This is a genomic window from Subsaxibacter sp. CAU 1640 (genome assembly GCF_023156585.1).
Lineage (GTDB): Bacteria > Bacteroidota > Bacteroidia > Flavobacteriales > Flavobacteriaceae > JBPOFM01.
On the sequence record NZ_JALNMI010000004.1, the window covers coordinates 301,687 to 325,384 of the forward strand.

The window sequence follows — 23,698 nt, forward strand, 5'->3', positions numbered from 1 at the left end:
TATGAGAAAAATACTAGTTGCCAATAGAGGTGAAATAGCCGTAAGAGTAATGAAAACGGCTAAAAAAATGGGTATTAAGACAGTTGCTATCTATTCAACTGCTGATAGAATGTCGCCTCACGTTCAAATGGCTGATGAAGCAGTTTTGATAGGTGAAGCACCATCAAACAAATCTTATTTGCTGGGAGAAAAAATCATCGAAGTGGCTAAACGCCTCAACGTTGATGCCATTCATCCTGGCTATGGTTTTTTGAGCGAGAATGCAGAGTTTGGTGAATTAACGGAAAAGAATGGTATAACATTCATCGGTCCAAAATCAAAAGCCATTAAAATTATGGGTAGTAAATTGGCAGCCAAAGAAGCAGTCAAAGCCTATGACATTCTGATGGTACCAGGAACGGATGAAGCCATAACCGATATAGAGGAAGCAAAAAAAATTGCTCAAGATATTGGCTTCCCAATCCTCATCAAAGCATCTGCTGGTGGTGGTGGAAAAGGAATGCGCATCGTTGAAAAGGAATCTGATTTTGAATCTCAAATGAATCGTGCCATTAGCGAAGCAAAATCCGCATTCGGTGATGGCTCTGTTTTCATTGAAAAATATGTCACCTCTCCTCGCCATATCGAAATTCAGGTAATGGCAGATTCACACGGCAATGTGGTGCACTTATTTGAGAGAGAATGCAGCATTCAACGACGTCATCAAAAAGTGGTGGAAGAAGCACCTTCGAGTGTATTGACACCAGAGCTTCGAGCAAAGATGGGTGAGGCTGCCATCAAGGTGGCAAAATCCTGCGACTATCTAGGAGCTGGAACGGTCGAATTTTTATTGGATGACCAACACAATTTCTATTTTCTAGAGATGAACACACGTTTGCAAGTGGAGCATCCAGTCACTGAAATGATTACTGGAATGGATTTGGTGGAACTTCAAATTCGTGTAGCAAGAGGAGAAAAACTTCCGATTGATCAAGACGATTTAAAGATTAATGGTCACGCAATGGAATTGCGAGTGTATGCCGAAGATCCGTTGAATGATTTCTTGCCGAGTGTCGGTACTTTAGACGTTTACCAATTGCCTATAGGTGATCATATTCGTGTGGATAACGGTTTTGAAGAAGGTATGGAAGTGCCAATATATTATGACCCGATGCTATCAAAATTGATCACTTATGGCAAAACACGTGAAGAAGCCATCGAGTTGATGCTGAAAGCAATTGAAAATTATAAAATTGAAGGAATTCAAACAACATTGCCTTTTGGAACATTCGTTTTTGAGCACGATGCATTCCGTTCCGGAAACTTTGATACGCATTTTGTGAAAAAATACTATTCACCCGAATCTTTAAAAACAGATCAAGACAATGAAGCTAAAATTGCCGCACTTATTGCTCTGAAGCAATATATCGAAGATCAAAAAATCGTAAGATTACCTAACTAAACATATATGGAATCCAAAATAAAAGACCTCAACGAAAAACTGGCCCAAGCATATTTGGGTGGTGGTGTTGAAAGAATCAATAAACAACATAAAAACAAAAAATTAACAGCAAGAGAGCGTATCGTTTTTTTACTGGATGAAGGTTCGTTCGAAGAAATTGGAGCCTTGGTAACACATCGTACCAAAGAATTCGGAATGGAAGATCAGCAGTACTATGGTGATGGCGTGGTAACAGGCTATGGAACGATTGAAGGACGATTGGTTTATGTTTTCGCTCAAGATTTTACCGTGTTTGGTGGGTCTTTGTCAGAAACGCACGCAGAGAAAATATGCAAAGTGATGGATTTGGCCTTAAAAGTTGGAGCTCCAATTATCGGCTTGAATGATTCAGGAGGAGCACGTATTCAAGAAGGTGTGCGCTCATTGGGTGGTTACGCTGACATATTTTACAGAAACGTTCAAGCATCTGGCGTCATTCCACAAATTTCAGCCATTATGGGACCTTGTGCTGGTGGCGCGGTGTATTCACCTGCTATGACAGATTTCACAATAATGGTTGAAGACACCAGTTATATGTTTGTAACGGGGCCTAATGTTGTTAAAACCGTCACAAATGAAACCGTGACGTCGGAAGAATTGGGAGGTGCCAGCACGCACGCCACAAAATCTGGCGTGGCACACGTCACTTCCGCCAATGACATCGAGTGTCTCGAAGATTTAAAACGTTTATTGAGTTATCTACCACAAAACAATCAAGAAAAACCGAGGAATCATCCTTTTGAATTAAAAGATGAAGTGAGAGATGTACTTTCGGATATCATTCCAGACAGTGCCAATAAGCCTTATGATATGCACGAAGTTATCAAAGGAATTATAGATACCGATAGCTTTTACGAAATCCATAAAGAGTATGCAGAGAATATCATCGTAGGTTTTGCACGTCTTGGAGGAAGAAGTATTGGTATTGTGGCCAATCAACCTATGTTTTTGGCTGGTGTACTAGATGTCAACAGTTCAAAAAAAGGTGCTCGATTTGTGAGGTTTTGTGACGCCTTTAATATACCGTTGCTTGTTTTAGAAGACGTTCCAGGTTTTTTGCCAGGTACTGACCAAGAGTGGCGAGGAATCATTGTCCACGGAGCCAAATTGCTATATGCATTCAGTGAAGCAACTGTGCCAAGAGTTACAGTGATAACCAGAAAAGCCTATGGTGGCGCTTATGATGTGATGAACTCCAAACACATTGGTGCAGATATGAATTTTGCTTGGCCAAGTGCCGAAATTGCAGTTATGGGAGCCAAAGGCGCTGCAGAAATCATATTCAAAAAAGAAATCAATGCTGCAGAAGACAAAGTGGCAAAATGGAAAGAAAAGGAAGCTGAATATGCCGAATTGTTTGCAAATCCATATAGTGCTGCCGAAAGGGGTTTCATTGACGAAGTCATTCTGCCAAAAGAAACAAGACGTAAATTATTGAAGGCATTCTCAATGCTTGAAGATAAAGAAGTAAATAGACCTAATCGCAAACACGGAAATATTCCATTGTAACTTACCATTTGTCAAAAAAATGCCTTGTATTTTGCTAGTATACTAACTTTTAGATGTATAACATTTATAAATTAATTAAATTTAACTTCTAAACACTTAAATTAATTCATTATGAAAACACTAATCACTGCATTCGCAATTTTAATCTGTTGCGGATCTGCCTTTTCTCAAACTCCAGAGGAAATGAAAGCTTGGGAAGCTAGCATGAAACCAGGAGAACAACACAAATGGCTCGCATCAATGGATGGCTATTGGAATGCGAAAGTCAAAATGTGGATGGATCCATCACAGCCTGCGACTGAATCCGATGCCACCACAAAAAATGAAATGATCATGAATGGTTTATATCAGCGCTCCTCGCACACAGGAGATATGATGGGAATGCCTTTTCATGGTGAAAGTATCACAGGTTATGATAACGTTAATAAAAAATTTGTAGCTACTTGGATCGACAATATGGGCAGTGGTATTATGTATATGGAAGGTACGTATAATGATGCTGCCAAAACACTTACTTTAACCGGAAATATGACGGACCCAATGACCGGTAAAGATATGAAAGTGAAAGAAAAGTTGACAGTAAAATCCCCTGATACACACATATTTGAAATGTACATGGTGCAAGGTGACCAAGAGATGAAAACAATGGAAATTGTTTACACCAGAGCCAAAGATTAAGTTATTTAACCAACCAGAATGAAGAAGACTTTCAGCATAATATTGAAAGTCTTTTTTTATTGATATGGATAGGTTAATGTCAACTGAACTCCTTCATTTGGTTTGGAAAATAGTTCAAATGATGCATTGATGAGCTCTGCCCTACTTTGCATATTGATGAGTCCAGCGCCTTTATCTGTACTTTCCATATCAAAACCATTTCCGTCATCTGAAGCTTTGATGATCAGCTTTGATGGTTGATAGTCAAGAACAATTTGAAGGCTTTTTGCTTCTGAATATTTAACCGAATTTGAAAAAAACTCTTGGAGTATCCTGAAGATGACAATCTCGTGTTTTTTGTTTGGAAGTTCTTTTTTCTCGCCTTTGATATGTAACTCCGCAGATGCAAACTTCATCCGTTTCAACCGATTCAATTCATTGGTAATGGATTGTTCAAAGCCGATATTAAGAATCACGTCATTGTTCAATGACCGAGATAGCGAACGCACTTCCTTTAAACTTTCTTTGATAACATCTGAAGTATTTTTAACGATGTCCTTCATATCATCGCCAGCTTTTGTAGCTAGCATATTCATTTGCATATTGGCATAAGCTAAAAGTTGTCCGACATTGTCGTGCAATTCCCACCCGATATATTTGAGTGTCTGTTCTTGTATTTCAGTTTGAGTTCTCGAAATTTCTTCATCAAATTCTTGCTGCTGTTTTATTTTATCGAGCAACAATTTATTTTTTCTTTTTTGAAAGACGACGAAAAAGACAATGACAAGTGCTGTAACAATTACCAACACTCCTATCATGTATACTAATAGGTATCGCTCTGCTGCTGTGCTAACAGCCCTTTCTTGTATTTGTAGTATACTAAACAAATGCTTCGTTATCAGGTTTACAAAATATGAATGCAAATATAAACGTCAAATACATAAGCACGTTGGAAAAGAGTATGATATCTCTTCTTAAGAAGATAAAGTTCCAATCTGCAGTATTAAAATACATTTGATAAAAAGTAATTGGGACTCGAATCAAAAGCCAGACAAAGAAAACAGCCGCAACGTAAAACTCAAAGGTTCGATAGAAGCGTATAATTCTGTCGCTTAAAAGCACTTCTACAAAATACAGAACACAACAAAGAATATTTTGCAATCCTCCAAATACCCATATTAACTTTAAATCATCATCATAATAAACCTTATAATTTATTAAGGAGTATAAGATTGAGAACATCAAAAAAATAACTATTGAATATTTAATTATCTTTTTGAAGATTGGATTATAAATAATTCTATAAAAATAGAAGCTCAAAAAAATACTACTTCCCAATAACCAAAAGATGATATACCACAGAAAATTCCTTTCCAGAATGGTGTCTTTAACGAATTTTCCTATGAATGTGATTCGATCGTCTACATAAGCAAATTTGGGATAATAACCCAATAACTCAATAATCATCACATACACCAAGAAATAGATAAAATAGCGTGTATTAGCCTGCTTGTATTTTTTAAAATGGAGCAAACCCACAATTGTAGCTAGAATGATGACACCTTCATTTAAGATATAAAAGTAATTCTTGGCAAAGTAGGCTTCCAAACTGTTTTGTGTTATTGAGGATAGTTTGCTGATGGTGGATCGCCTGGAATACCTGCGTTCAAACCTTTACCGCCAGGAATGTCTGAACTTCCTCCAGTTTGTGTCATTTTGAAATTAAACATATTACTTTCAGCTGTGACCTCATTACCGGTAGGTATAAAGAACATTGTTGTATATCCAACTTCATTGGCAGTATCTGGGTAAGCACCTAAATAGATTCTAACACCATTCATTTTATAGCCAAGTCCTGTGGCTTGTTTTTCTGCAATAGTTAAGTAATCTCGTACATCCTGAAGCGAATACCAAGACGAGCGGTTGTCTGGGCGTTTTACAATAGAATCGCTTATCAAGAGGTGTCTAGAGTTAAAAGCCTCATCCAATGCGCTAGCTTCCGCTGGTGTTATAATGCCCTTTGGTGTGCCGATGATCTCTTCAGTATCATCATTGCAGCATAAAAAATATACGATACCGGCACCTACAAGTGCTCCTACTAAAAAGGTTACAATGTTTTTCATCTGGTTAGTTTTTACGGTTGATGCTTTAAATTTATTAAAAAAGTTTGAAATGCCTTACATCTTTCACTTTTATTAACCTAACCACCCTTCTCTATCGAGACTTCTATATTGTATAGCTTCACTTATATGTTGCCCCTTTACAGCTTCTTCACCATCTAGATCTGCAATGGTGCGTGCTACTTTAAGAATGCGGTCATACGCCCTTGCAGAAAGGTTTAAACGTTCCATAGCGGTTTTGAGCAATTCTTTTGAAGGCTCATCCAAGACACAGTATTTACGAATCTGTTTGGTGCTCATTTGAGCATTGTAATGTACGGCATCGTATTCTTGAAAACGACTCGTTTGTCGCTCTCTCGCTTGCATCACACGCTTTCTGATATCAACAGAGTGCTCACCTTTTCTGTCATCTGATAATTTGTCAAAGGGTACTGGTGTCACTTCAATATGAATGTCTATTCTATCCAACAGTGGTCCTGAAATCTTGCCAAGGTAGCGTTGCATCTCTGCTGGAGACGATGTCATCGGCGCATTTGGGTCATTGAAGTAACCACTTGGGCTTGGATTCATACTGGCGACCAACATAAAACTACTTGGATAAGTAATTGTGAACTTCGCTCTTGAAATGGTGACTTCTCTATCTTCCAATGGTTGGCGCATCACTTCCAATACTTCACGTTTGAACTCTGGTAATTCATCCAAAAATAAAACACCATTATGTGAAAGAGAAATTTCACCTGGCTGCGGATAACTACCGCCACCAACAAGCGCTACATTCGAGATGGTATGATGAGGACTTCGGAATGGACGCTGTGTCATCAATCCAGTATCTGCTTTTACGCGTCCAGCAACCGAATGTATTTTTGTGGTCTCAAGGGCTTCTCGCATCGTCATTGGTGGCAAGATGCTGGGCAATCTTTTGGCGAGCATTGTTTTTCCTGCTCCCGGTGGCCCAATGAGAATGATGTTGTGGCCACCTGCTGCTGCGATTTCCATACAGCGTTTAATGCCCTCCTGCCCTCTTACATCCGCGAAGTCGAACTCTGGATAGTCGAGGTTTTTGTAAAATTCTTCTTCAATGTTAATGATGGTTTGTGGCAAGGGTTCGCCTTTATCAAAATGAAGGATGACCTGCTCAATGTTCTCTACACCGAAGACATTCAGACCATCAACTATAGCGGCTTCTTTGGCATTCTGTATGGGAAGAATGAAATTTTTGACACCTTCATCTCGTGCTTTTATGGCAATTGGCAAAGCGCCTTTGATGGGCTGCAAACTACCATCGAGCGAGAGTTCTCCCATGATAATGTAGTCTTCCAATTGCTCTGCCTTGATTTGATCAGTAGCGGCGAGAATGCCAATTGCAAGTGTGAGGTCGTAGGCAGAACCTTCTTTACGAAGATCTGCGGGCGACATATTGATGATTATTTTTTTGCCAGGGATTTTATAACCATTGTTTTGAAGTGCTGCGGCAATGCGGTAATTGCTTTCTTTGATAGCATTATCCGGGAGGCCTACGAGGTGGTATCCTACTCCGTTATTGACATTGACTTCTATGGTGATGGTGGTTGCTTCTACGCCAAACACGGCACTACCGAAGACTTTTTTTAGCATATAGTTTAGTTTGGACTAAATGTATGGAGAACGGATTTAATTTCAAAGCAATAGTTTGAGGTGGCTTTAGTTTCTTATATGGTTATAGATTTTTAAACGCCAACCGTTTTAAAAGTCAGAAGTTGAATAACAAAAATTGAATTATTTTATTTCGAAAAAATTATAGGGTGTATGTATTCTATGAAAAGAATCAATAATTCTCTGATAGATTACTATTATTTACAAGCAATCACTTCGGTATACACAATGTTGTAACCACAAATGCTGTCCGTTTTTTTGATCACTGGCTCATAAGTATTGAGGCAATTGAATGTGATGTGAATGGTCTTATTATCTATTGCGACATTCTGAAGACCTTCTTTAATCTTGAAGATCCGTGTTCGTTTAAAAGAATCCTGTTTACATATAACAGCCACTAAATCATATTCGTCGGGTTTTCGATCGTTATTATAATCATAGGCGTGTAGTTCAATATCTTCATTAAAGTATTGATATTCCACCAATTTATCTTTTGAGCAGGAAAGAAAAACAAAAATAATGATGAATATCTTAATGCATCTCAAACTCTTTTTAAAAAACTTTACCATTTAAATTCTTTCAACGGTTTAAGTTTTATCTTTTTCAATTCAACTGTTTCGTCTTTAAAGACGTGTTTTGACTTTTGAATACGCGTCTTGGAAAATTTAATAGGTTTGTTGATATCTATCTTTGGATGTGAATCATAGAATTTAGTATCGTTGACGAGCGTAGTTTCAAAGTGTTTATCGTAGGCGGCGATGTTGTCTAAAACGCGTTGGGTGGCGCTTGCTGGTGCATTGGGTTGTACATCTACTTGTGCGATAGCCATAAAGGGTAGCATGGTGATTAGGACAATTGGTTGTGTTTTCATGATTACAAGGTTTTATAAGTTATTTAACTACTTACTTGATATATAACATAATAGCACTTTACTAATATACGAAATTAAAACCAATGATACCTATGTTGATTTTTAATGTTTTTAATGGCTAATTTTAGAGCTCATTTTAGGGGTGTTTTTGAGGTTTTACTGGGGTTGCAGAGCGTTTTTCTAGACTACCGTTTACTACTGTTAGACTACAGTTTACTACTCCTAGGTGACAGTTTACTACTCCTAGATGACAGTTTACTACTCCTAGACGACAGTTTACTACTCCTAGGTGACAATTTACTACTCCTAGACGACAGTTTACTACTCCTAGATGACAGTTTACTACTCCTAGATGACAGTTTACTACTCCTAGATGACAGTTTACTACTGTTAGGCTTCAGTTTACAACTTCTTGGCAGGAAAAAACCATTCGTTGACAGAAATAAACATTTTGTAGATTTTAGATAACTGATTCCTGACTAAAAATCTCTTTTATTAGATTCTTAAGCAGATATAATTCAAAATAGAGTTTAAATACTTTCAACTATTTATTGGTAAACCTAGGCATTTTAAAGTACTCATTGGTGCTGTTATCGAGGATTTGAGATACTTTATTGAAATTATCTGGGGTTGGTTTTAGGTTGGTGAAGTTGGCAATAACCGTACTTCTTTTGTACATGATGATGGTGCTTTCGACTTCTGGGTTAAAGTTATTGAGATTGATTTCTGAAGTGGTGTCGTTTAGAGAAGGTACGAAGGTGAGTGCTATATTTTTTAGTTGCAATTCTTTACCAAGAGCTTCTAATTGTTGGGTGCGTTTTGCTTCATTATAATTCTCTTTATCACCATAAATAAAATAGACTTTTAGATACTTTTCTCTGGCAATGCTTTCGCCTTCAAGAAAGGTTAGCCACTTTTTGACGTCGTCCCAATTTGGGTTGTTGCCCACCGTATAGAGAATGCCGTGATACCAACCATATTTGCAAATGGGACAGGTTCTGGTGCCTTTGTCAGGGCCATATGCGTGATATGGCGTAAACGAATGGAGGTCCTCTCCTACTTGTTTTCCTGACGTGGTTATGGTTTTACTTTTAATGGGATAATTTGGAATATTCAACCCTAAAATAATGTTGCGCTCGCCAATCAGCAGACCATCTTTTTCAACAAAACGGATGACACCACTGCCTCCACGATTTTCCATACGTTGTCGCTTTATTGAAGTCAATAATACATCATTATCAAACACAAAATCATCTAGATAATAGGGTTCTTTCATACTGTCTTCTTTTACATTGATATGCACGTGTGCGGGCTCATCCCTACTGGGATATGAACCTGGTTGAACGGTATATATTGCATACTTGCCAGCGTTATCTGTTTTGACCCAACCTCTTATGTACCCTTGGGTTTGACCTAATTTGTTTTTGGGCATATTGCGTGGCTCATCTTCGTTTACTTCATAAACTCCGTTGGTATTGGTTTGATAGTAATATAAAATGACGTTTGAAGCTGGTGTAACACCATCTCGTTTGAAAACCTTGCCTGTGAGCAGGATTTTTTGTCCATCTTTCTTGAAAAGCGGACTCGTATCTGTTGCGGTGAGGACCTCTGGCATTTTATAATAGAACGGCGGATTTTTGTCAAAGTCCTCACTCCAGGTAATATTCGTTGGATTTGTGGTTTGACCTTTACAATTATGCAGCATCAAACCGAGAAAAAGAAAAAGCATACAATAAAAAATACGTTTCATAGTGTTGAAATTTTGATTTTAAAAGTAGGAATTCAAAAGGTCAACCAAGGCTTAAAACATAAGGCTTTACGCTATGTGGAGTGGTTGAATGGCCTACTGGAGGAGCTGTTGCCAGTTGGCCCTGTAGTGTCTGCTCAAGCGAACTACTTCTCCATTTTGCAAGGTGGCATCATAATCGCCATTGCTTCTAGATTGTAGTTGTGTGATGGCATTGGCATTGATGATGGATGAACGATGAACACGCAAGAATTGGTTTGGGTTGAGGTGCTCCTCAAAGTCTTTGAGGGTTTTGGCATCCAACAGTTTTTGATGTTCTGTGATGATGGCGGAATAGGGCTTATCGGTGACAACCATTTGAATGGTTGGCACAGGAATATTGACAAGTTTTGAACCAGATTTAACTTGGATGGTATCGTTATAAACTATGGGCGCTGATACCGTTTTTTGCACAAATAGATGAAATGTACATACAGCTGCATACCATAAAGCAATGATGTAAAATTGGTTTGACAAAACGGTGCCCAACATATGCGAAAATTGGTGTGCTGGAGAAAATAGAATGTTGCTAATCCCAACAAAAAATAATGTAAACACCAGACAATGCAGCAGACTGTTTGCCAATGACAGCACTGGAATCAACCCCACTTTGAGCCAACGCGTTAGGGATTTTAGGCGTTGTGCAAGTTTTTTCAGCAGAAGCGTCAATGGAATTACAAAAACCCAAAAACTGTTGTATAAAGCAGATTCTGAAAGGTAGAAACCAGTTTCTTTGAGCCTGCTTTGTATGAAGTCTTGCCCTATTGCTACTAGAAATACTACCAACACAACGGCAATGTAAAGTGTTAGTTTGCCGATTTTATCGCCTTTGAGGTATGGTGATATGGATAGTGCGTGTAGCATTGAGATGTTTAGCTACTAATTTACAGAATAATTGGGAGTTTTATTAGGAGGTGTTTTTTGAGTTGGGATTGATGTAGGAAAACATAACGATAATTGTTCATTTTTTGCTGGTCCAAAAAACGAACCAAAAAAGACCTTCCCAATCGAGAGGTATTTTTGCTCATTCGAGCAAAACCGGCATAACAAGGCTAAATTCGCTTCAAGGCTTCACGAATTTTTAACGCCTTGATGCCTATACTGCCGATTGGTGTTTGCCGCCTGTGACGGCATATTACGTTTGTTCAAGTTGTCCAATTTATTTTGATAACATTTTGCCATAAGGTCCATCCATAGAAAGTCCTTTTGAATAACTGATTTTGTCCTCCAAATCCATTAGCAGATATTTTTCACCTTTGATAAATATCTCAACTTTAGTTTCAAACCATTTGATGCTAATATCTGATTCTTTTAAATTTTTGCTATAACTGTATTCATTAGCGTATTTGGCAATTAATGGCGGAGGAAGTCCTGAATCTTTAATCTTATTAAGGTCTAAATTAGTTTTTGTAGGATCACCAACTGAACATAAAAAACCCGAGAATTCAATTTCAGATTTGTTTTTATCTAAAATGTAACACCAAACTGAATAGTCGTCTTCTTCAATAATTAAAATCTGTCCGTTAATGGGGCTACTTGATTGGATAAATATTTTGTCATCTTTATTAATGCTTGAAGGTTTCATTGACGCGAAGAGGCATATAAAAAGCAGGATGTTCATCTAGAATTTTTAGATTATGATTAGCGTTTTATAAATGTAATGAAAATCTGTTGAAATAATTGTTGGTGACAAACACCAACAAGGGAGCAATTAGTTATCAATTATTTACCATACTTATCTTGGGTAAAGGCAATGCTTTCGAGCATCAAGGTTTTTAGAGCATGTTTGTTGATATCGGATAGTTTTTTGACATAAATGCAGGCCTTACCCATTTTGAATTTCCCGAGATCTTTTAGAAGATATTCGTGTTGCTTCGCTCCTGTGTAAACATATAGGGAAATGGCTGCCTTACGCGGCGAGAATCCTACCAAAGGCCAATCGCCTTCTTGCCTACTGCGTTCGGATTTATAGTGATACTGACCAAAACCTATGATGGATGGTCCCCACATTTTTGGCTCATAGCCTGTGACTTCTTGCATAAACTCCAATAGCTCAAAGCTATCTTTGCGCTTTTGCTCATTATTTGCAAACGTATTTATGAATTCTGTGACGTCGCCGTCGTGCTGTTTTGTTTTAATGGCCATGAGATTTATATTTTTAAATAATAGTTCGGAGTCTTCTAACTATTTTATGACTTAATGTTAATGCTTTTGTCGAATAGATTGACCCCACCTTTTACACCAAAATCTAGGGTTGTAACAGGATAGGCTATGGAGATGTTTTCTTGTTCGAATCGTTTTTTGATGCTTGTGATGGCACCGTCCATACCTCTGCAGAAGTCGTCGTTTGATTCAAATTTTATCCAGAAACGGAGTATAAAATCGTAAGTTGAGCTTCCTATATCTGTATAGTAAAAATCAACCCCTTCTTCGGGTAACAATTGAGCTATTTTCTTTACCTCATCTAGGGCTACCGTTTTTACATGTTCCAAATCATCTCCATAGGATACGCCCGTCTTTAGGATAATGCGCCTTTTGCCCCAAGTAGAATAGTTTGTAAATGTACTACTGTATACAATTTGATTGGGCACGAATACTTCCTGTCCTGGCACGGTTTTGATGCTTGTTGTAATCCAGCCGACATCTTGTACCAACCCATATTGGTCATCAATGCTAACCCAATCGCCTATTTTATAAGGTCGTTGCACTTTGAGCAATAGACCAGCAAAAATATTTGATGCTATATCTTTAAAGGCAAAGCCTGCTATGATACCAATGATTCCGGCTCCAGCCAACAGGTGTGTGAGCATTTCCTCTAAACCGAGTATTTTTAGGGATAGGAATACGCCAGAGAGAATGAAAAAAAAGTAGATGAGCGACGCTAGGATATTGGCTATTTCTGGATGTACCTTGATGGATTTTGAATACATACTGATACTTGCGTTTTTAACAAGCTTTGCAAGCAAAATAAATATGACCAACACTACAACCGCGACAAGTATTTTGGGCATATAGGTGGTAACGGAGCCTTCCCAATTTTGCAATAGTTTTTCTAAATTTTCTACCATGAGTTATTGCTATTTTTTTTCAGACATTTTAAAAATCCATTCCACCACGAAACAGAATACAATAATTCCAACTGAAACGAGGATGCCCGTAAGGTCTGTGCTCCATTGTTGTTTGATGAGAATTACTAGGGCAATTCCGCAAAGGATACAGCCTATCAATGGGATGAATCTGTTTGAACTGGTTTGAGATGCGAGCTTAAAGCCTACATAATTGACAATGCCAAAAATGAGTATGAAGCCGATGCTACCCGCCATTGAGATGCTTTCGAGCTGTAATAAATTGACTAATATAAGTGTGGCGATGGCGGTGATGAGCAGACCGATGGGTTGGTTCCAAAACTTGGCTAGAAAGTGGTGTGGGAGTTCATCGTCTTCAGCTATTTCATAATTGACTCTACTGCCACCATACAGTGAGGCGTTGATGGCAGAAAATGTAGAGATGAGCGCTGCAATGGTAATGATGGTAAAGCCTACCTGACCAAGCATGGGTTTTGCTGCTTCGGCCAAGACGTAATCTTCAGCTTTGGCGATTTGGTCAAAAGGCAAGGAACCTACGGTGACCAAAGCAATAATGATATATAATAGAATGACGAACATCACCGAACTGTAATAGGCTCTAGGAATGTTCTTTTCGGGATTGATGATATCTGGAGCAGCGTTCGCAATGAGTTCAAAACCTTCATAGGCCACAAAAATTACCATACCGCCTGCGAAGAGCATCACAGGATTTTCCCAATTAGTGATTGCCAATTGCTCCAAATTTGGATTGCCCATAAGACCATAAGCGCCAATACCAATGAAACCCAATAGAATAATAAGTTTGATGATGACAGCATAAGATTCGATTTTTCCAACGACTGCTATGCTGTAATAGTTGATGGCAGTTGCTACAATGATGATGCCGCTGGCATAAATGTGGAAATCGATGGTTTTGTTTGCTGTGATGTCCCATAAGTTTGGTGCATACGAGCCAAATGCCGAGGCATAAAGTGAAAGCATAACGATATAGCTAATCCATAATAGGTTATTGATGGCGCCACTGAAGACCGTTTTTCCAAAACCTTGATTGATGAACTTAACCGTACCACCACGATCGGGAAACGCCTTTGAAAGATGTACGTAGCTGTAAGAAGTGATCAGCGCCAGAATGCCTGCAAAGAGAAACGCCACTGGTGTACCTCCTTTTGCCAAGGAGACTGCCAAACCCAACACTGCGAAAATACCACCTCCTACCATACCGCCTATTCCTATGGAAATGGCATCTTTAAGGTTGATTTTATTGGATGATGGCATGCTAGTAAGATTGTGGTTGGAGTACTAATTTAGGGAATTTTCTTCTTTCATTTTAAAAAACACTATCAATCCAAAAATTATATACTCAATATATACTACAATAGAATTACATGTTCGATACAGTGGATTTTCTTTTAAATAATCATAGTAATCGCTCATATTTTCCATACTCTTTTCCATTATATATTGGGTACCGTAAAAGGTATATATAAATTGAAATACATTAATCAAGAAGTATGTTGCAATTGAAATTACCAATGCTTTCTTAATGGATTTCTTCAATGTTTCAAGGTTTTGAGAAGACCAAGTGAGAAATAGCAATGATACTATTATGAAAATTAAAAATGTAAGACTTTCGGTTATCCAGAAATTGAGTTTGGGTTCTATGTTCATTAAAAAATTAGCATCACGTATCATCACCTGCAATAAATATGCAAACGACAGAATACTTAAGGCACTAAAGGCTCCTAGCCCCAAGAAGCCAATCAATTGTTTATTATTCATAATCAATTAGTTTAAGATTAACCTATTAGTATGATTAAAAAGAAATTAGTTACTTTTCTTTATAAAATACAGTTCCATCTTGGTTAGCGTAATAAAGAAAGTTGCCCGCTTGATCATAAAGACTGATGATATGTGTATTTGGATTGGTGTATTCGGCAAAAGACACAAAAGGCATGTACTGAAAGGTGCCACTAATTGCATATTCCTTTCCTCCAAAATTGTACATTTTGATGGTATAAACGTCATCATTCAGTAAAATATAGCCATTGGCATGGATACCCTTAAAATCGGCTTGATAGATGGCGTCGTACTTTGACTCAATGATAAATTGTTCTTTTTTAGTGAGATAGAGACCACGTTTAGTACCATCGAAAACCAATTTGGAATATGTAGGGTCTAATTGTTTAGTTTTTATAAATAGTGTGGATGGTTTGTAGCTGTCCCGGTCTTTCCGAAATTCGATGACATCCATGGTAATTTCAGATGCTGTAACTTTAGGTGCAGGAATCATTTCTCGATCAAAGTCTGGTACGGCAACCACATCATTATAAATATCATAGTCGTTTCTCTGTGGTTCAACCTTGAAAGTACCTTCAAAGGTTTTGACAAATTTTTGGTCTTTGAGACCAATTTTTAGTTCATGCCCTTGGTTATTTGCATTGACATATTTAATGGTGGTTTCTTTAAGATGGTAAACCATGTATAAATCTACGAATTCAATGTCTTTGGCTTTGTTTATAAAAGTTGTAGTGAACGTACTCGTTTTTTTATCAAATAAAACAACAGAATACGTTTCGTCCTTATGAATAAGATATATAAGCTCTTGCGATAGTTTGTTATCCTTGTCAAAATCGCCAAGGACACTGGCATATTTATAAGTTTCATCAGATACCTTTTTACCATTAAAGTCATAAACATCCATCGCTTCAGGTGCAAAAGAATAATATCCAGAACCTTTGCCCTGTGCCCTTGCCACAGCAATAATAACATCATTGGTGGGATAGTAACCAAAGTAGTTTTGGTCTTTCAAGAGTACTTTATCATTGACAATCAATGCGGTTTTATAAGCATTATAAGAAGTATAGTTAAAACCAATAAAAAAATTTGGAATGTCTCCGAGTACGATGTGGTCGAACGTCGGCTGTACCAACATTTTTCCTTCCTGTGTAGCGATGCCAAAATGGTCCGCAACTTTATATGGTACCAGGATTTGAGTAGCGGTTGTCTTATTTTGCGCAAAAGAAGAAACGGTAATTAATATGGATAGAAAAATGATTTTAAACGAGCTCATATAAAAATATTAAAAATGAGAAAGTAAATATAGATGATTTTAAGGATGATGGTCAATGATATACACACAATTATATACAACCCGTAAAGGAATAATCTATTTTATTTTTTTTCAAAATTTGAAAGATTTCTTTGAATAAATGAACAATAAAAATGAGATAGTTAGCAGTAGTTTTCAAAAATAAACAAGAAATATTTACACTTTTATAAAACCGCTCTTTGGTTTTTTGCGTAAGCATCTGTAACAAGGTTTAATTAACAACCGAAAATGTTTAACGTAAAACTACAGATATGAAAGACAAAGTTTTAGAAAAGCAACCGCAACCAGAAGAAAACAAAAGACGCCAATTTCTCAAATTGAGTGGTATGGCACTTGTGGGTACTGGATTGCTATACGCTTGTAGCAGTGACGATGATGGCTCTATGCCACCACCTACTCCAGGAGTTTTTGATTTGGGCGCTGGCAACGTAGGTATTTTGAATTATGCTTACGCTTTAGAGCAATTAGAAGCTGCATTTTATACGCAGGTATTAGCAGGTTCTTACTGGATGAATGCTCCAGCCAATGAGAAACAAATTTTAGAAGATTTATATAACCATGAGGTTATTCACAGAGAATTTTTCAAAACAGCTCTGAACTCTGTAGTATCATCAGATATGGTGCTTCCTACAGTAGAGTTTGATTTTTCAAGTGTGAATTTTTCAGATAGAGCTTCCGTATTGGGCGTAGCCAAAATATTGGAAGACACTGGTGTTTCTGCCTATAATGGTGCAGGAAAATTGATAAATGTAAGTGATGCTTCTGGTGTAACTTACTTGACCCTTGCCGGAAAAATAGTTTCGGTCGAAGCACGACACGCTGCAGCCATTAGGGATTTATTGAATCCTGGTTCAGCTGATTTCGCGGGAGATGATATTTTAATAGGTTTAGGTACTGCACCTGCCTTTGATAAAGCAACTCCTCCAGCCGATGTATTGCAGGCTGTAGCCGCTACAGGTTTTGTGGTAACTCCGTTTACTGCCAATAACCTTCCTACATCGTAAATCTAATTTCTAATTTCTAAAACCATTATTATGAATTTTTTAAAATTTCTAGATACACTCTCTGACAAAGACCTTTTAAACGAAAAAAGTTCGCGTAGAGATTCCTTTGACATGTTCAAGACATTAGGTAAAGGCGCAGCTCTTGCCTCCATTCCGTTTGGTTTGGCAGCTATTAGTACAAAAACGAAAGCCGCAACAAAAAGCATGGCATATGCCGCTGAAATGGCTGATGAGATGGATGTACTCAACTTCGCTTTAACCCTAGAATATCTTGAAAGAAGCTTTTATCAGCAAGGATTAGATGCCGCAGGATTGATTCCGTCATCTGACCAAGCTGTATTTGCAAAAATATCACAACATGAGGATGCACACGTCGATTTCTTAGTAACTGCATTAGGCAGTAATGCTGTGGCAGAACCTACTTTTGATTTTACAGGTGCACCTGGTGGACTTAACCTAGACCCTTTTGGGGATTATCCAACATTTATGGCACTTGCACAAGGATTTGAGGATACTGGTGTGCGTGCCTACAAAGGTCAAGCAGGAGCACTTGCCAATGACAATGCCCTATTGGAATATGCACTGCAAATCCATTCTGTTGAGGCTCGACATGCTTCACAAGTACGACGAATGAGAGGTGAAAAAGGATGGATTACACAAAGCAATAATACATTGCCTACTGAATTTGCTGCAATTTATGGTGGTTCTACCCCAGAATCGAACACAACTCAAGGTGGCGTAAATTTAAGTGGAATGTTTGGACAGTTTGGTGGTGACGCTGCTGTAACAGAGGCCTTTGATGAACCATTGACAATGAATGAAGTGCTTACGATAGCCAGTATTTTTATTGTTAGTTAGCCTAATGGTTCCCCTCTAACAACAGAAATCCGTCGAGAAATTGACGGATTTTTTTTGTTTATGAATTTAGCAAATGCATACATATTAACCAATAATCGATGAATGCTTAAAATTCCATATATTCGTTACGCTAATCCTTCCTTATGAATACATCTAGACGCATTGGTTTTGTATTAGGTCCGTTATTGTTTGTCCTGATTTTATTGTTTTTTAAACCAGAAGGGCTTTCTCCTGAAGCTCGTGCCGTGCTTGCATCTACCGCTTGGATTGCCGTTTGGTGGATTACGGAAGCCATTCCTATTGCTGTGACAGCGTTGTTACCGATAGTTTTGTTTCCATTGACTGGAGGCTTGGGATTGAATGATACTACGAGTGCCTTTGGGCATAAATATGTCTTTCTTTATATGGGTGGATTTATCATTGCCATCGCTATTGAGAAGTGGAATTTGCATAGAAGAATTGCCCTGAACATTATACACGTCATCGGTTCTGATATCAAGAAAATCATCCTCGGGTTTATGGTAGCCACTGCCTTTTTGAGTATGTGGATCAGTAATACGGCAACTTCTGTGATGATGTTACCTATTGGTATCGCCATCATAACCCAATTAAAGGACAACCCAGCTACCGTAGAAAACGAAACACAGTTGTTCGGAAAAGCGTTAATGCTTGCCATTGCTTATAGTTCGTCCATAGGCGGTATCGCAACTTTGATTGGAACACCACCAAATCTTGTCTTGGCTGGCGTGGTGCTTGATACCTATGATTATGAGATTACCTTTTTGCAGTGGTTTATGTTTGGCTTTCCGATTGCTGTCATACTTCTATTCTTATGTTGGAAATATTTGACAACTTATGCCTTCAGTTTTAAACAGAAAGAATTTCCCGGCGGCAAACAGGAAATAATGCGTCTAAAATGCGCCTTAGGCAAAGTGAGTTATGAGGAAAAAATGGTGGCTTTGGTATTTGGAACAACTGCTTTTTTCTGGATAACCCGCTCGTTGTTGTTTGATAAGTTGTTGCCAGGATTGGATGATACCATCATTGCGATTGTTTTTGCAATAGTTCTTTTTTTAATTCCATCAAAAGAAAAAAAAGTAAAACTGATGGATTGGGATGATGCCGTAAAACTGCCTTGGGGAATTATTTTGCTGTTTGGAGGTGGTATGGCACTTGCCAACGGATTCGAAAGTAGTGGTTTGGCACAATGGCTGGGCAACCAGATGACCACCTTTGCAGGAGTGACCACTATTTTATTGATTCTATTATTGATTGCTGCGGTGAATTTCTTAACTGAAATAACATCCAATCTTGCCACGACCGCTATGTTGCTACCTGTCCTCGCTCCTATGGCTTTGACGGTTGATATCCATCCGTTTGTGTTGATGGTGGGTGCTGCAGTTGCTGCAAGTTGTGCTTTTATGTTACCTGTTGCAACGCCGCCAAACGCAGTGGTATTTGGTTCTGGTTATTTACGTATTCCCGATATGGTACGTAAAGGTTTTGTGATGAATATTGTCTCCATTATTATCCTGACGGCATTTGTATATTTTGTGTTGCCAATGCTGTGGGATTTGGTAGTTGAGGGTTTTCCGGAGGAGTTGAGAGGTTAGACGGTAGACGGTAGACGGTAGACGGTAGACGGTAGACGGTAACAAAACTAATTGTTCTTCACTACAAATTCCAGAGCTCGTTTTTCATTATAATAGACGTTCTTCTTATCAATAAATCCTACGTGTCCGCCGTGTTTTGGCATTTCTAGATAGAGATTAGTATTTTCTTTAGCGGCTTTTACTGGATAACATTCAGGTGATAGAAAAGAGTCATTGAGCGCATTAATGATGAGCGTCGGCACCTTAATGTTTGGAAGAAATTGAAGGCTGCTGCTCTTTTCATAATAGTCGAAAGCATCTGTAAATCCGTGCGCCTTGGAGGTATAAACATTATCAAAGTCGATTAACGCCTTGATTTTATTGATGTCTTCTTGGGTGACCATTTCTGGGAATTGTTGATGTTTGACTTTCAGTTTTCCTTTGAGATGCCGTTTGAAACGTTCGTGATACAAAATGTTCTTGAAACTGTGAAGGGCATCCGAAGAACCTTTTAAATAGCAAGGCACAGAAACAGCGATGCCGGCTTTTATTTGAGAAGGAAGCTGTTCTCTCTCTCCTAAATATTTCAAAACAACATTACCGCCAAGACTGAAACCTTTCAGATAAATTTCATCATAATTTTTAGAAGAAAGAATGTGATGAATGACTTCATCCAAATCTTCCGTAGCACCAGAATGATACGATTGAAACTTGGTGTTTTCTTCGCCACTACAGCCTCTGAAATTTACACATACCGCATCAATTTGATTATTATTGAACAATTTTGCTGTGCCTGTCATATAAGGTCGCTGTGAATCGCCTTCGAGTCCGTGTAAGATGATGATAAGTTTGTCTGACTTCTCTTTTGAAAAACTCCAATCCAAATCCAAGAAATCTCCATCTGACAATGTCAGGCGTTCACGTTCTTGATTGACGCCACTCACCCGTCTTACCAAACCTGAATAAACGGTGGATACAAAGCCATTTTTGAAGCCGATGGGTGGTTTGTAAGTTGAGTCTAAAATTGGCATTTATAGTTTCTATTAATCAATAGTTACTGATGTGAATTTAAAGTCTTTTCCGTTGAACAAGCCTTTATCGCTCAACTTCAAAGATGGGATGACCAACAATGCCATAAACGATAATGTCATATATGGTGCATTGAGTTGACTGCCTAACTGCTTCGCCATTTTGTCGAGCTCGGCGTATTGTTTTCCAATAGTTTCTCCATCTTGGTCACTCATAATACCTGCAACTGGGAGCGGAACCACTTTTTCTTCTTTTTCCGAAACTGCACAAATGCCACCTTTGTTTTCAATAATGAGATTGACGGCTTTGCAAATCATTTCGTCAGACACACCCACAGCAATAATATTATGCGAATCGTGCCCAACCGATGACGCAATAGCACCTTGCTTTAATCCGAAGTTTTTGATAAACGCAATGGCTGGTGGCGCATTATTGTAGCGATTGACAACGGATATCTTTAGAATATCTTTCTCAACATTGGAAACCAGATTGCCATCCACAATTAAACTATCCAGTTTCAACTCATTCGTTACCAATTGACCTTCCAAGGCTTCGATGACGCGTATTTGTTTTGCTTCAGATTCAAACCTGAAATCGGACACTTGTTTTTTATCACAGTTGAAATTATTCAGATTATTGAATTCTACTGTTTTGATGAATGATGTTCCGTTATTAAAAACCAACTCACCGTCAATGTACGTTTGAATCGTTTTGAACTGTTTTAAATCTTCTACAACAATAAAATCAGCGGCATCACCGACTTGAAGCTGCCCAACCTCAAGGTTATAATGTTTGACAGGGTTAATGCAGGCCATTTGAAGCACTTTATAAACATCGATACCTTTTGCCACAGCTCTTGCGCAAAGGTTATTAATGTGATGCAACATCAAATCATCAGGGTGTTTGTCGTCACTGCAAAACATCATACGTTCAAAATGCTCCGGAATCAAATCGGCCAACGCTTCAAAATTCTTGGCTGCACTACCCTCTCGAATCAGGACTTTCATCCCTTTTTGTAGCTTCTCCAGGCCTTCTTCATAGGTAAAACATTCGTGGTCAGTTGAAATGCCAGAATTGATATATTTGGTAATGTCGTCACCTCGCAATCCAGGAGCGTGACCATCCACAGGTTTGTTGAAATGTTTTGCCCAAGCGATTTTTTTCATCACTTCTTCATCTTCAAACAACACGCCTGGATAGTTCATTAGTTCTGCCAGATATTTGATTTCGGGATTTTCAAGCAGCTGTTTGATACCATCAGAATCAATCGTTGCACCAGCCGATTCAAAACTGGTAGCTGGAACACAAGATGGCGCACCGAAATTGAATTTAAACGGCACCTTATTGCCATTGTCAATCATAAACTCAACGCCTTCGATACCCAAAACATTGGCGATTTCGTGAGGGTCGGAAACCGTTGCGACCGTTCCGTGAGTGACTGCCAACTTTGCAAATTCGCTCGGCACCAACATCGAACTTTCTATATGGATGTGCGCGTCTACAAAACCTGGAAGGATAAAATGGTCAACGTTATGGTCTTTTTCCTTAATTGATGAAATCTTTCCGTTTTCAATGCTGATTTCACCTTTATAAATGCGTCCGTTTGGAATATCGACAATTTGACCTTGTAGAACCATTTATTGCAATGTGATTTTTAGAAGTTTATTGGTGTTTTGTTTTACTTTGAAACGCTCGTCAGCTCTCATACCTATAATCCAAACAATCGTTGAATCCGAAGAAAGCACATACACTTTTTCTTTATCAAGCCTCGACAATTTTTCATCCTTTAGATATTTGCTCACTTTCTTTTTGCCTTTCATTCCGATGGGATGGAAATAATCGCCATCCTCCCATTTACGGATTGTCAACGGGTATTTCAAAGTTTCGGCATCGACCAAAATTGTATTTTTTTCTGTTTTGAAGATGGCATCGGCTTCGTCAAAAAATAGAATTCCGAGAGGTGTTTCAACCGTTTTATCTTCTTTGAAAATTTGAATTTCATCAGTTTCTTCTTCAGAATTGATAGCACTCAACAACAAATAATCCCGATTTCTTAACAACCGATGAGTATCGGAAAAGACCTGTTTGCCAGTTTGCGCATCCAAAAGCCCAACCACATCATTCCATTCGGTAAAGTTGAAATCTTTCAACAGCTCATAGAGATAAGCTTTCGGATTGGAAAGTTTTTTTATTTTTTTGACATCCAATTTAATTAAATCATCATCAACAGAAATAACTTTCTTCTGTGCTCTAATCAGCGAATCATCCACCAATTGTTGTGCATCCTGTAGATTGGAAATCGTTGTTTTGAAGTTCTGAAGCAGTTGCGGATTCATCTGTTTCAAAGTCGGAATAATGTCGTGACGCAGTTTGTTACGCAAGTATTTTTTGGAGGCATTGCTGCTATCCTCTCTCCATTCAATTTTGTTTCCGATGGCATAGACTTCTAGGTCTTCCCTTGAAAACGGCAATAGTGGCCTAACGACATTGTCATTCACTTCGGGAATGCCTGTCAAACCTTCCAGTCCTGTACCACGAGTAAAATTGATTAAAAAGGTTTCCAGATTATCATCGGCGTGATGTGCCGTGAGAATGTAATCAAAATCCAATTGCTGTGAGAGCTGCTGAAACCAATCGTAACGCAACTCGCGTGCAGCTACTTGAATAGATACTTTATGCTTTTTTGCGAATTCTTCAGTTTCAAAACTTTCGATGAAGACTTCCAAGTCCAAATCTTCTGCCAAATCGAGCACAAAAGCTTCATCAGCATCACTTTCAGCAGCGCGTAGGTTGAAATTGCAATGCGCCAAAGCGAAATTCAATGCTGATGTTTTACACAAATGCGCCAACACCACGCTGTCCAATCCACCGGAAATGGCAATGAGCAATTTTCCCTTAAACAGAAAAGGCAAATTGAGATTGAGATGGTTCTGAAACGCTGAAAGCATGGCTTAAAGATACAATT

At 38.3% G+C, this 23,698-nt stretch carries 23 protein-coding genes; 6 read left to right on the forward strand and 17 right to left on the reverse strand.

All coding sequences use genetic code 11. The features are described 5' to 3' along the window. Position 1 precedes the first annotated feature (1 nt). The 3 genes from accC (at position 2) to M0G43_RS11320 (ending at position 3,667) form a co-directional block, all read left to right on the forward strand. Positions 2-1,441 (forward strand): acetyl-CoA carboxylase biotin carboxylase subunit, encoded by a 1,440-nt coding sequence (gene accC, locus M0G43_RS11310; RefSeq protein WP_248026615.1) that lies wholly within the window; start codon positions 2-4, stop codon positions 1,439-1,441. Between the two features lie 6 nt (positions 1,442-1,447). Beyond that, the gene (locus M0G43_RS11315; protein ID WP_248026616.1) at positions 1,448-2,989 is read left to right on the forward strand and encodes an acyl-CoA carboxylase subunit beta; all 1,542 of its coding nucleotides are present in this window, start codon (positions 1,448-1,450) and stop codon (positions 2,987-2,989) included. Between the two features lie 111 nt (positions 2,990-3,100). After that, positions 3,101-3,667: a DUF1579 domain-containing protein gene (locus M0G43_RS11320; protein WP_248026617.1), complete on the forward strand. Its 567-nt coding sequence runs from the start codon at positions 3,101-3,103 to the stop codon at positions 3,665-3,667. A gap of 56 nt (positions 3,668-3,723) precedes the next feature. Here M0G43_RS11320 and M0G43_RS11325 read toward each other — a convergent pair whose 3' ends face one another. The 14 genes from M0G43_RS11325 to M0G43_RS11390 form a co-directional block, all read right to left on the reverse strand. After that, positions 3,724-4,386 carry a sensor histidine kinase gene (locus M0G43_RS11325; protein WP_248026618.1) on the reverse strand — a complete coding sequence of 221 codons (663 nt, stop codon included), beginning with the start codon at positions 4,384-4,386 and terminating at the stop codon, positions 3,724-3,726. Between the two features lie 139 nt (positions 4,387-4,525). Next, entirely contained in the window at positions 4,526-5,254 is a 729-nt protein-coding gene (locus M0G43_RS11330) for a hypothetical protein (protein ID WP_248026619.1), read from the reverse strand. 11 nt (positions 5,255-5,265) lie between these two features. Continuing rightward, positions 5,266-5,769: a hypothetical protein gene (locus M0G43_RS11335; protein WP_248026620.1), complete on the reverse strand. Its 504-nt coding sequence runs from the start codon at positions 5,767-5,769 to the stop codon at positions 5,266-5,268. 72 nt (positions 5,770-5,841) lie between these two features. Continuing rightward, positions 5,842-7,380, reverse strand: coding sequence for a YifB family Mg chelatase-like AAA ATPase (locus M0G43_RS11340; protein ID WP_248026621.1), 1,539 nt, complete (start codon positions 7,378-7,380; stop codon positions 5,842-5,844). 215 nt (positions 7,381-7,595) lie between these two features. Continuing rightward, a complete protein-coding gene (locus tag M0G43_RS11345; RefSeq protein ID WP_248026622.1) occupies positions 7,596-7,967 on the reverse strand; it encodes a hypothetical protein in 372 nt (123 codons plus the stop codon). After that, positions 7,961-8,269, reverse strand: coding sequence for a hypothetical protein (locus M0G43_RS11350; protein ID WP_248026623.1), 309 nt, complete (start codon positions 8,267-8,269; stop codon positions 7,961-7,963). Before M0G43_RS11350 ends, M0G43_RS11345 begins: the two co-directional genes overlap by 7 nt. A 544-nt stretch (positions 8,270-8,813) precedes the next feature. Next, positions 8,814-10,019 carry an intradiol ring-cleavage dioxygenase gene (locus tag M0G43_RS11355; RefSeq protein WP_248026624.1) on the reverse strand — a complete coding sequence of 402 codons (1,206 nt, stop codon included), beginning with the start codon at positions 10,017-10,019 and terminating at the stop codon, positions 8,814-8,816. A gap of 93 nt (positions 10,020-10,112) precedes the next feature. Continuing rightward, positions 10,113-10,919, reverse strand: coding sequence for a LytR/AlgR family response regulator transcription factor (locus M0G43_RS11360; protein ID WP_248026625.1), 807 nt, complete (start codon positions 10,917-10,919; stop codon positions 10,113-10,115). Positions 10,920-11,214: 295 nt separating this feature from the next. Beyond that, positions 11,215-11,640 (reverse strand): hypothetical protein, encoded by a 426-nt coding sequence (locus tag M0G43_RS11365; RefSeq protein WP_248026626.1) that lies wholly within the window; start codon positions 11,638-11,640, stop codon positions 11,215-11,217. A gap of 137 nt (positions 11,641-11,777) precedes the next feature. Then, positions 11,778-12,200 (reverse strand): DUF1801 domain-containing protein, encoded by a 423-nt coding sequence (locus tag M0G43_RS11370; RefSeq protein WP_248026627.1) that lies wholly within the window; start codon positions 12,198-12,200, stop codon positions 11,778-11,780. A gap of 44 nt (positions 12,201-12,244) precedes the next feature. After that, entirely contained in the window at positions 12,245-13,123 is an 879-nt protein-coding gene (locus M0G43_RS11375) for a mechanosensitive ion channel family protein (protein ID WP_248026628.1), read from the reverse strand. Between the two features lie 9 nt (positions 13,124-13,132). Continuing rightward, entirely contained in the window at positions 13,133-14,416 is a 1,284-nt protein-coding gene (locus M0G43_RS11380) for an APC family permease (protein ID WP_248026629.1), read from the reverse strand. A 24-nt stretch (positions 14,417-14,440) separates the two neighbouring features. Further along, positions 14,441-14,920 carry a hypothetical protein gene (locus M0G43_RS11385; protein ID WP_248026630.1) on the reverse strand — a complete coding sequence of 160 codons (480 nt, stop codon included), beginning with the start codon at positions 14,918-14,920 and terminating at the stop codon, positions 14,441-14,443. Positions 14,921-14,969: 49 nt separating this feature from the next. After that, complete coding sequence (locus M0G43_RS11390; protein WP_248026631.1) at positions 14,970-16,211, reverse strand: hypothetical protein; 1,242 nt, start codon at positions 16,209-16,211, stop codon at positions 14,970-14,972. 290 nt (positions 16,212-16,501) lie between these two features. Between M0G43_RS11390 and M0G43_RS11395 the strand changes: the two genes are divergently transcribed. The 3 genes from M0G43_RS11395 (at position 16,502) to M0G43_RS11405 (ending at position 19,725) form a co-directional block, all read left to right on the forward strand. After that, positions 16,502-17,254 (forward strand): ferritin-like domain-containing protein, encoded by a 753-nt coding sequence (locus tag M0G43_RS11395; protein WP_248026632.1) that lies wholly within the window; start codon positions 16,502-16,504, stop codon positions 17,252-17,254. Between the two features lie 30 nt (positions 17,255-17,284). Then, on the forward strand, positions 17,285-18,112 hold the full coding sequence (locus M0G43_RS11400) for a ferritin-like domain-containing protein (protein ID WP_248026633.1): 828 nt from the start codon (positions 17,285-17,287) through the stop codon (positions 18,110-18,112). Between the two features lie 143 nt (positions 18,113-18,255). Continuing rightward, positions 18,256-19,725: an SLC13 family permease gene (locus tag M0G43_RS11405; RefSeq protein WP_248026634.1), complete on the forward strand. Its 1,470-nt coding sequence runs from the start codon at positions 18,256-18,258 to the stop codon at positions 19,723-19,725. A gap of 47 nt (positions 19,726-19,772) precedes the next feature. Here the strand turns inward: M0G43_RS11405 and M0G43_RS11410 are convergent, their stop codons facing one another. Genes M0G43_RS11410 through tilS form a run of 3 tightly spaced genes read right to left on the reverse strand, consistent with a single transcriptional unit; the run spans position 19,773 to position 23,681 of the window. Then, positions 19,773-20,735: a YheT family hydrolase gene (locus tag M0G43_RS11410; RefSeq protein WP_248026635.1), complete on the reverse strand. Its 963-nt coding sequence runs from the start codon at positions 20,733-20,735 to the stop codon at positions 19,773-19,775. Positions 20,736-20,747: 12 nt separating this feature from the next. Further along, positions 20,748-22,370 carry an adenine deaminase gene (gene ade / locus M0G43_RS11415; RefSeq protein WP_248026636.1) on the reverse strand — a complete coding sequence of 541 codons (1,623 nt, stop codon included), beginning with the start codon at positions 22,368-22,370 and terminating at the stop codon, positions 20,748-20,750. Continuing rightward, complete coding sequence (gene tilS / locus M0G43_RS11420; protein ID WP_248026637.1) at positions 22,371-23,681, reverse strand: tRNA lysidine(34) synthetase TilS; 1,311 nt, start codon at positions 23,679-23,681, stop codon at positions 22,371-22,373. Positions 23,682-23,698: the final 17 nt, after the last annotated feature.

What these genes read in the sequence shown, in the direction of transcription:
- M0G43_RS11375 (WP_248026628.1), bottom strand. Translation starts at nt 13,123, where the DNA reads ATGGTAGAAAATTTAGAAAAACTATTGCAAAATTGGGAAGGCTCCGTT.
- M0G43_RS11365 (WP_248026626.1), bottom strand. Translation starts at nt 11,640, where the DNA reads ATGAAACCTTCAAGCATTAATAAAGATGACAAAATATTTATCCAATCA.
- M0G43_RS11370 (WP_248026627.1), bottom strand. Translation starts at nt 12,200, where the DNA reads ATGGCCATTAAAACAAAACAGCACGACGGCGACGTCACAGAATTCATA.
- M0G43_RS11345 (WP_248026622.1), bottom strand. Translation starts at nt 7,967, where the DNA reads ATGGTAAAGTTTTTTAAAAAGAGTTTGAGATGCATTAAGATATTCATC.
- M0G43_RS11390 (WP_248026631.1), bottom strand. Translation starts at nt 16,211, where the DNA reads ATGAGCTCGTTTAAAATCATTTTTCTATCCATATTAATTACCGTTTCT.
- tilS (WP_248026637.1), bottom strand. Translation starts at nt 23,681, where the DNA reads ATGCTTTCAGCGTTTCAGAACCATCTCAATCTCAATTTGCCTTTTCTG.
- M0G43_RS11405 (WP_248026634.1), top strand. Translation starts at nt 18,256, where the DNA reads ATGAATACATCTAGACGCATTGGTTTTGTATTAGGTCCGTTATTGTTT.
- M0G43_RS11320 (WP_248026617.1), top strand. Translation starts at nt 3,101, where the DNA reads ATGAAAACACTAATCACTGCATTCGCAATTTTAATCTGTTGCGGATCT.
- M0G43_RS11360 (WP_248026625.1), bottom strand. Translation starts at nt 10,919, where the DNA reads ATGCTACACGCACTATCCATATCACCATACCTCAAAGGCGATAAAATC.
- M0G43_RS11340 (WP_248026621.1), bottom strand. Translation starts at nt 7,380, where the DNA reads ATGCTAAAAAAAGTCTTCGGTAGTGCCGTGTTTGGCGTAGAAGCAACC.
- M0G43_RS11355 (WP_248026624.1), bottom strand. Translation starts at nt 10,019, where the DNA reads ATGAAACGTATTTTTTATTGTATGCTTTTTCTTTTTCTCGGTTTGATG.
- M0G43_RS11380 (WP_248026629.1), bottom strand. Translation starts at nt 14,416, where the DNA reads ATGCCATCATCCAATAAAATCAACCTTAAAGATGCCATTTCCATAGGA.
- M0G43_RS11410 (WP_248026635.1), bottom strand. Translation starts at nt 20,735, where the DNA reads ATGCCAATTTTAGACTCAACTTACAAACCACCCATCGGCTTCAAAAAT.
- M0G43_RS11400 (WP_248026633.1), top strand. Translation starts at nt 17,285, where the DNA reads ATGAATTTTTTAAAATTTCTAGATACACTCTCTGACAAAGACCTTTTA.
- M0G43_RS11395 (WP_248026632.1), top strand. Translation starts at nt 16,502, where the DNA reads ATGAAAGACAAAGTTTTAGAAAAGCAACCGCAACCAGAAGAAAACAAA.
- accC (WP_248026615.1), top strand. Translation starts at nt 2, where the DNA reads ATGAGAAAAATACTAGTTGCCAATAGAGGTGAAATAGCCGTAAGAGTA.
- M0G43_RS11335 (WP_248026620.1), bottom strand. Translation starts at nt 5,769, where the DNA reads ATGAAAAACATTGTAACCTTTTTAGTAGGAGCACTTGTAGGTGCCGGT.
- M0G43_RS11385 (WP_248026630.1), bottom strand. Translation starts at nt 14,920, where the DNA reads ATGAATAATAAACAATTGATTGGCTTCTTGGGGCTAGGAGCCTTTAGT.
- M0G43_RS11350 (WP_248026623.1), bottom strand. Translation starts at nt 8,269, where the DNA reads ATGAAAACACAACCAATTGTCCTAATCACCATGCTACCCTTTATGGCT.
- M0G43_RS11315 (WP_248026616.1), top strand. Translation starts at nt 1,448, where the DNA reads ATGGAATCCAAAATAAAAGACCTCAACGAAAAACTGGCCCAAGCATAT.
- ade (WP_248026636.1), bottom strand. Translation starts at nt 22,370, where the DNA reads ATGGTTCTACAAGGTCAAATTGTCGATATTCCAAACGGACGCATTTAT.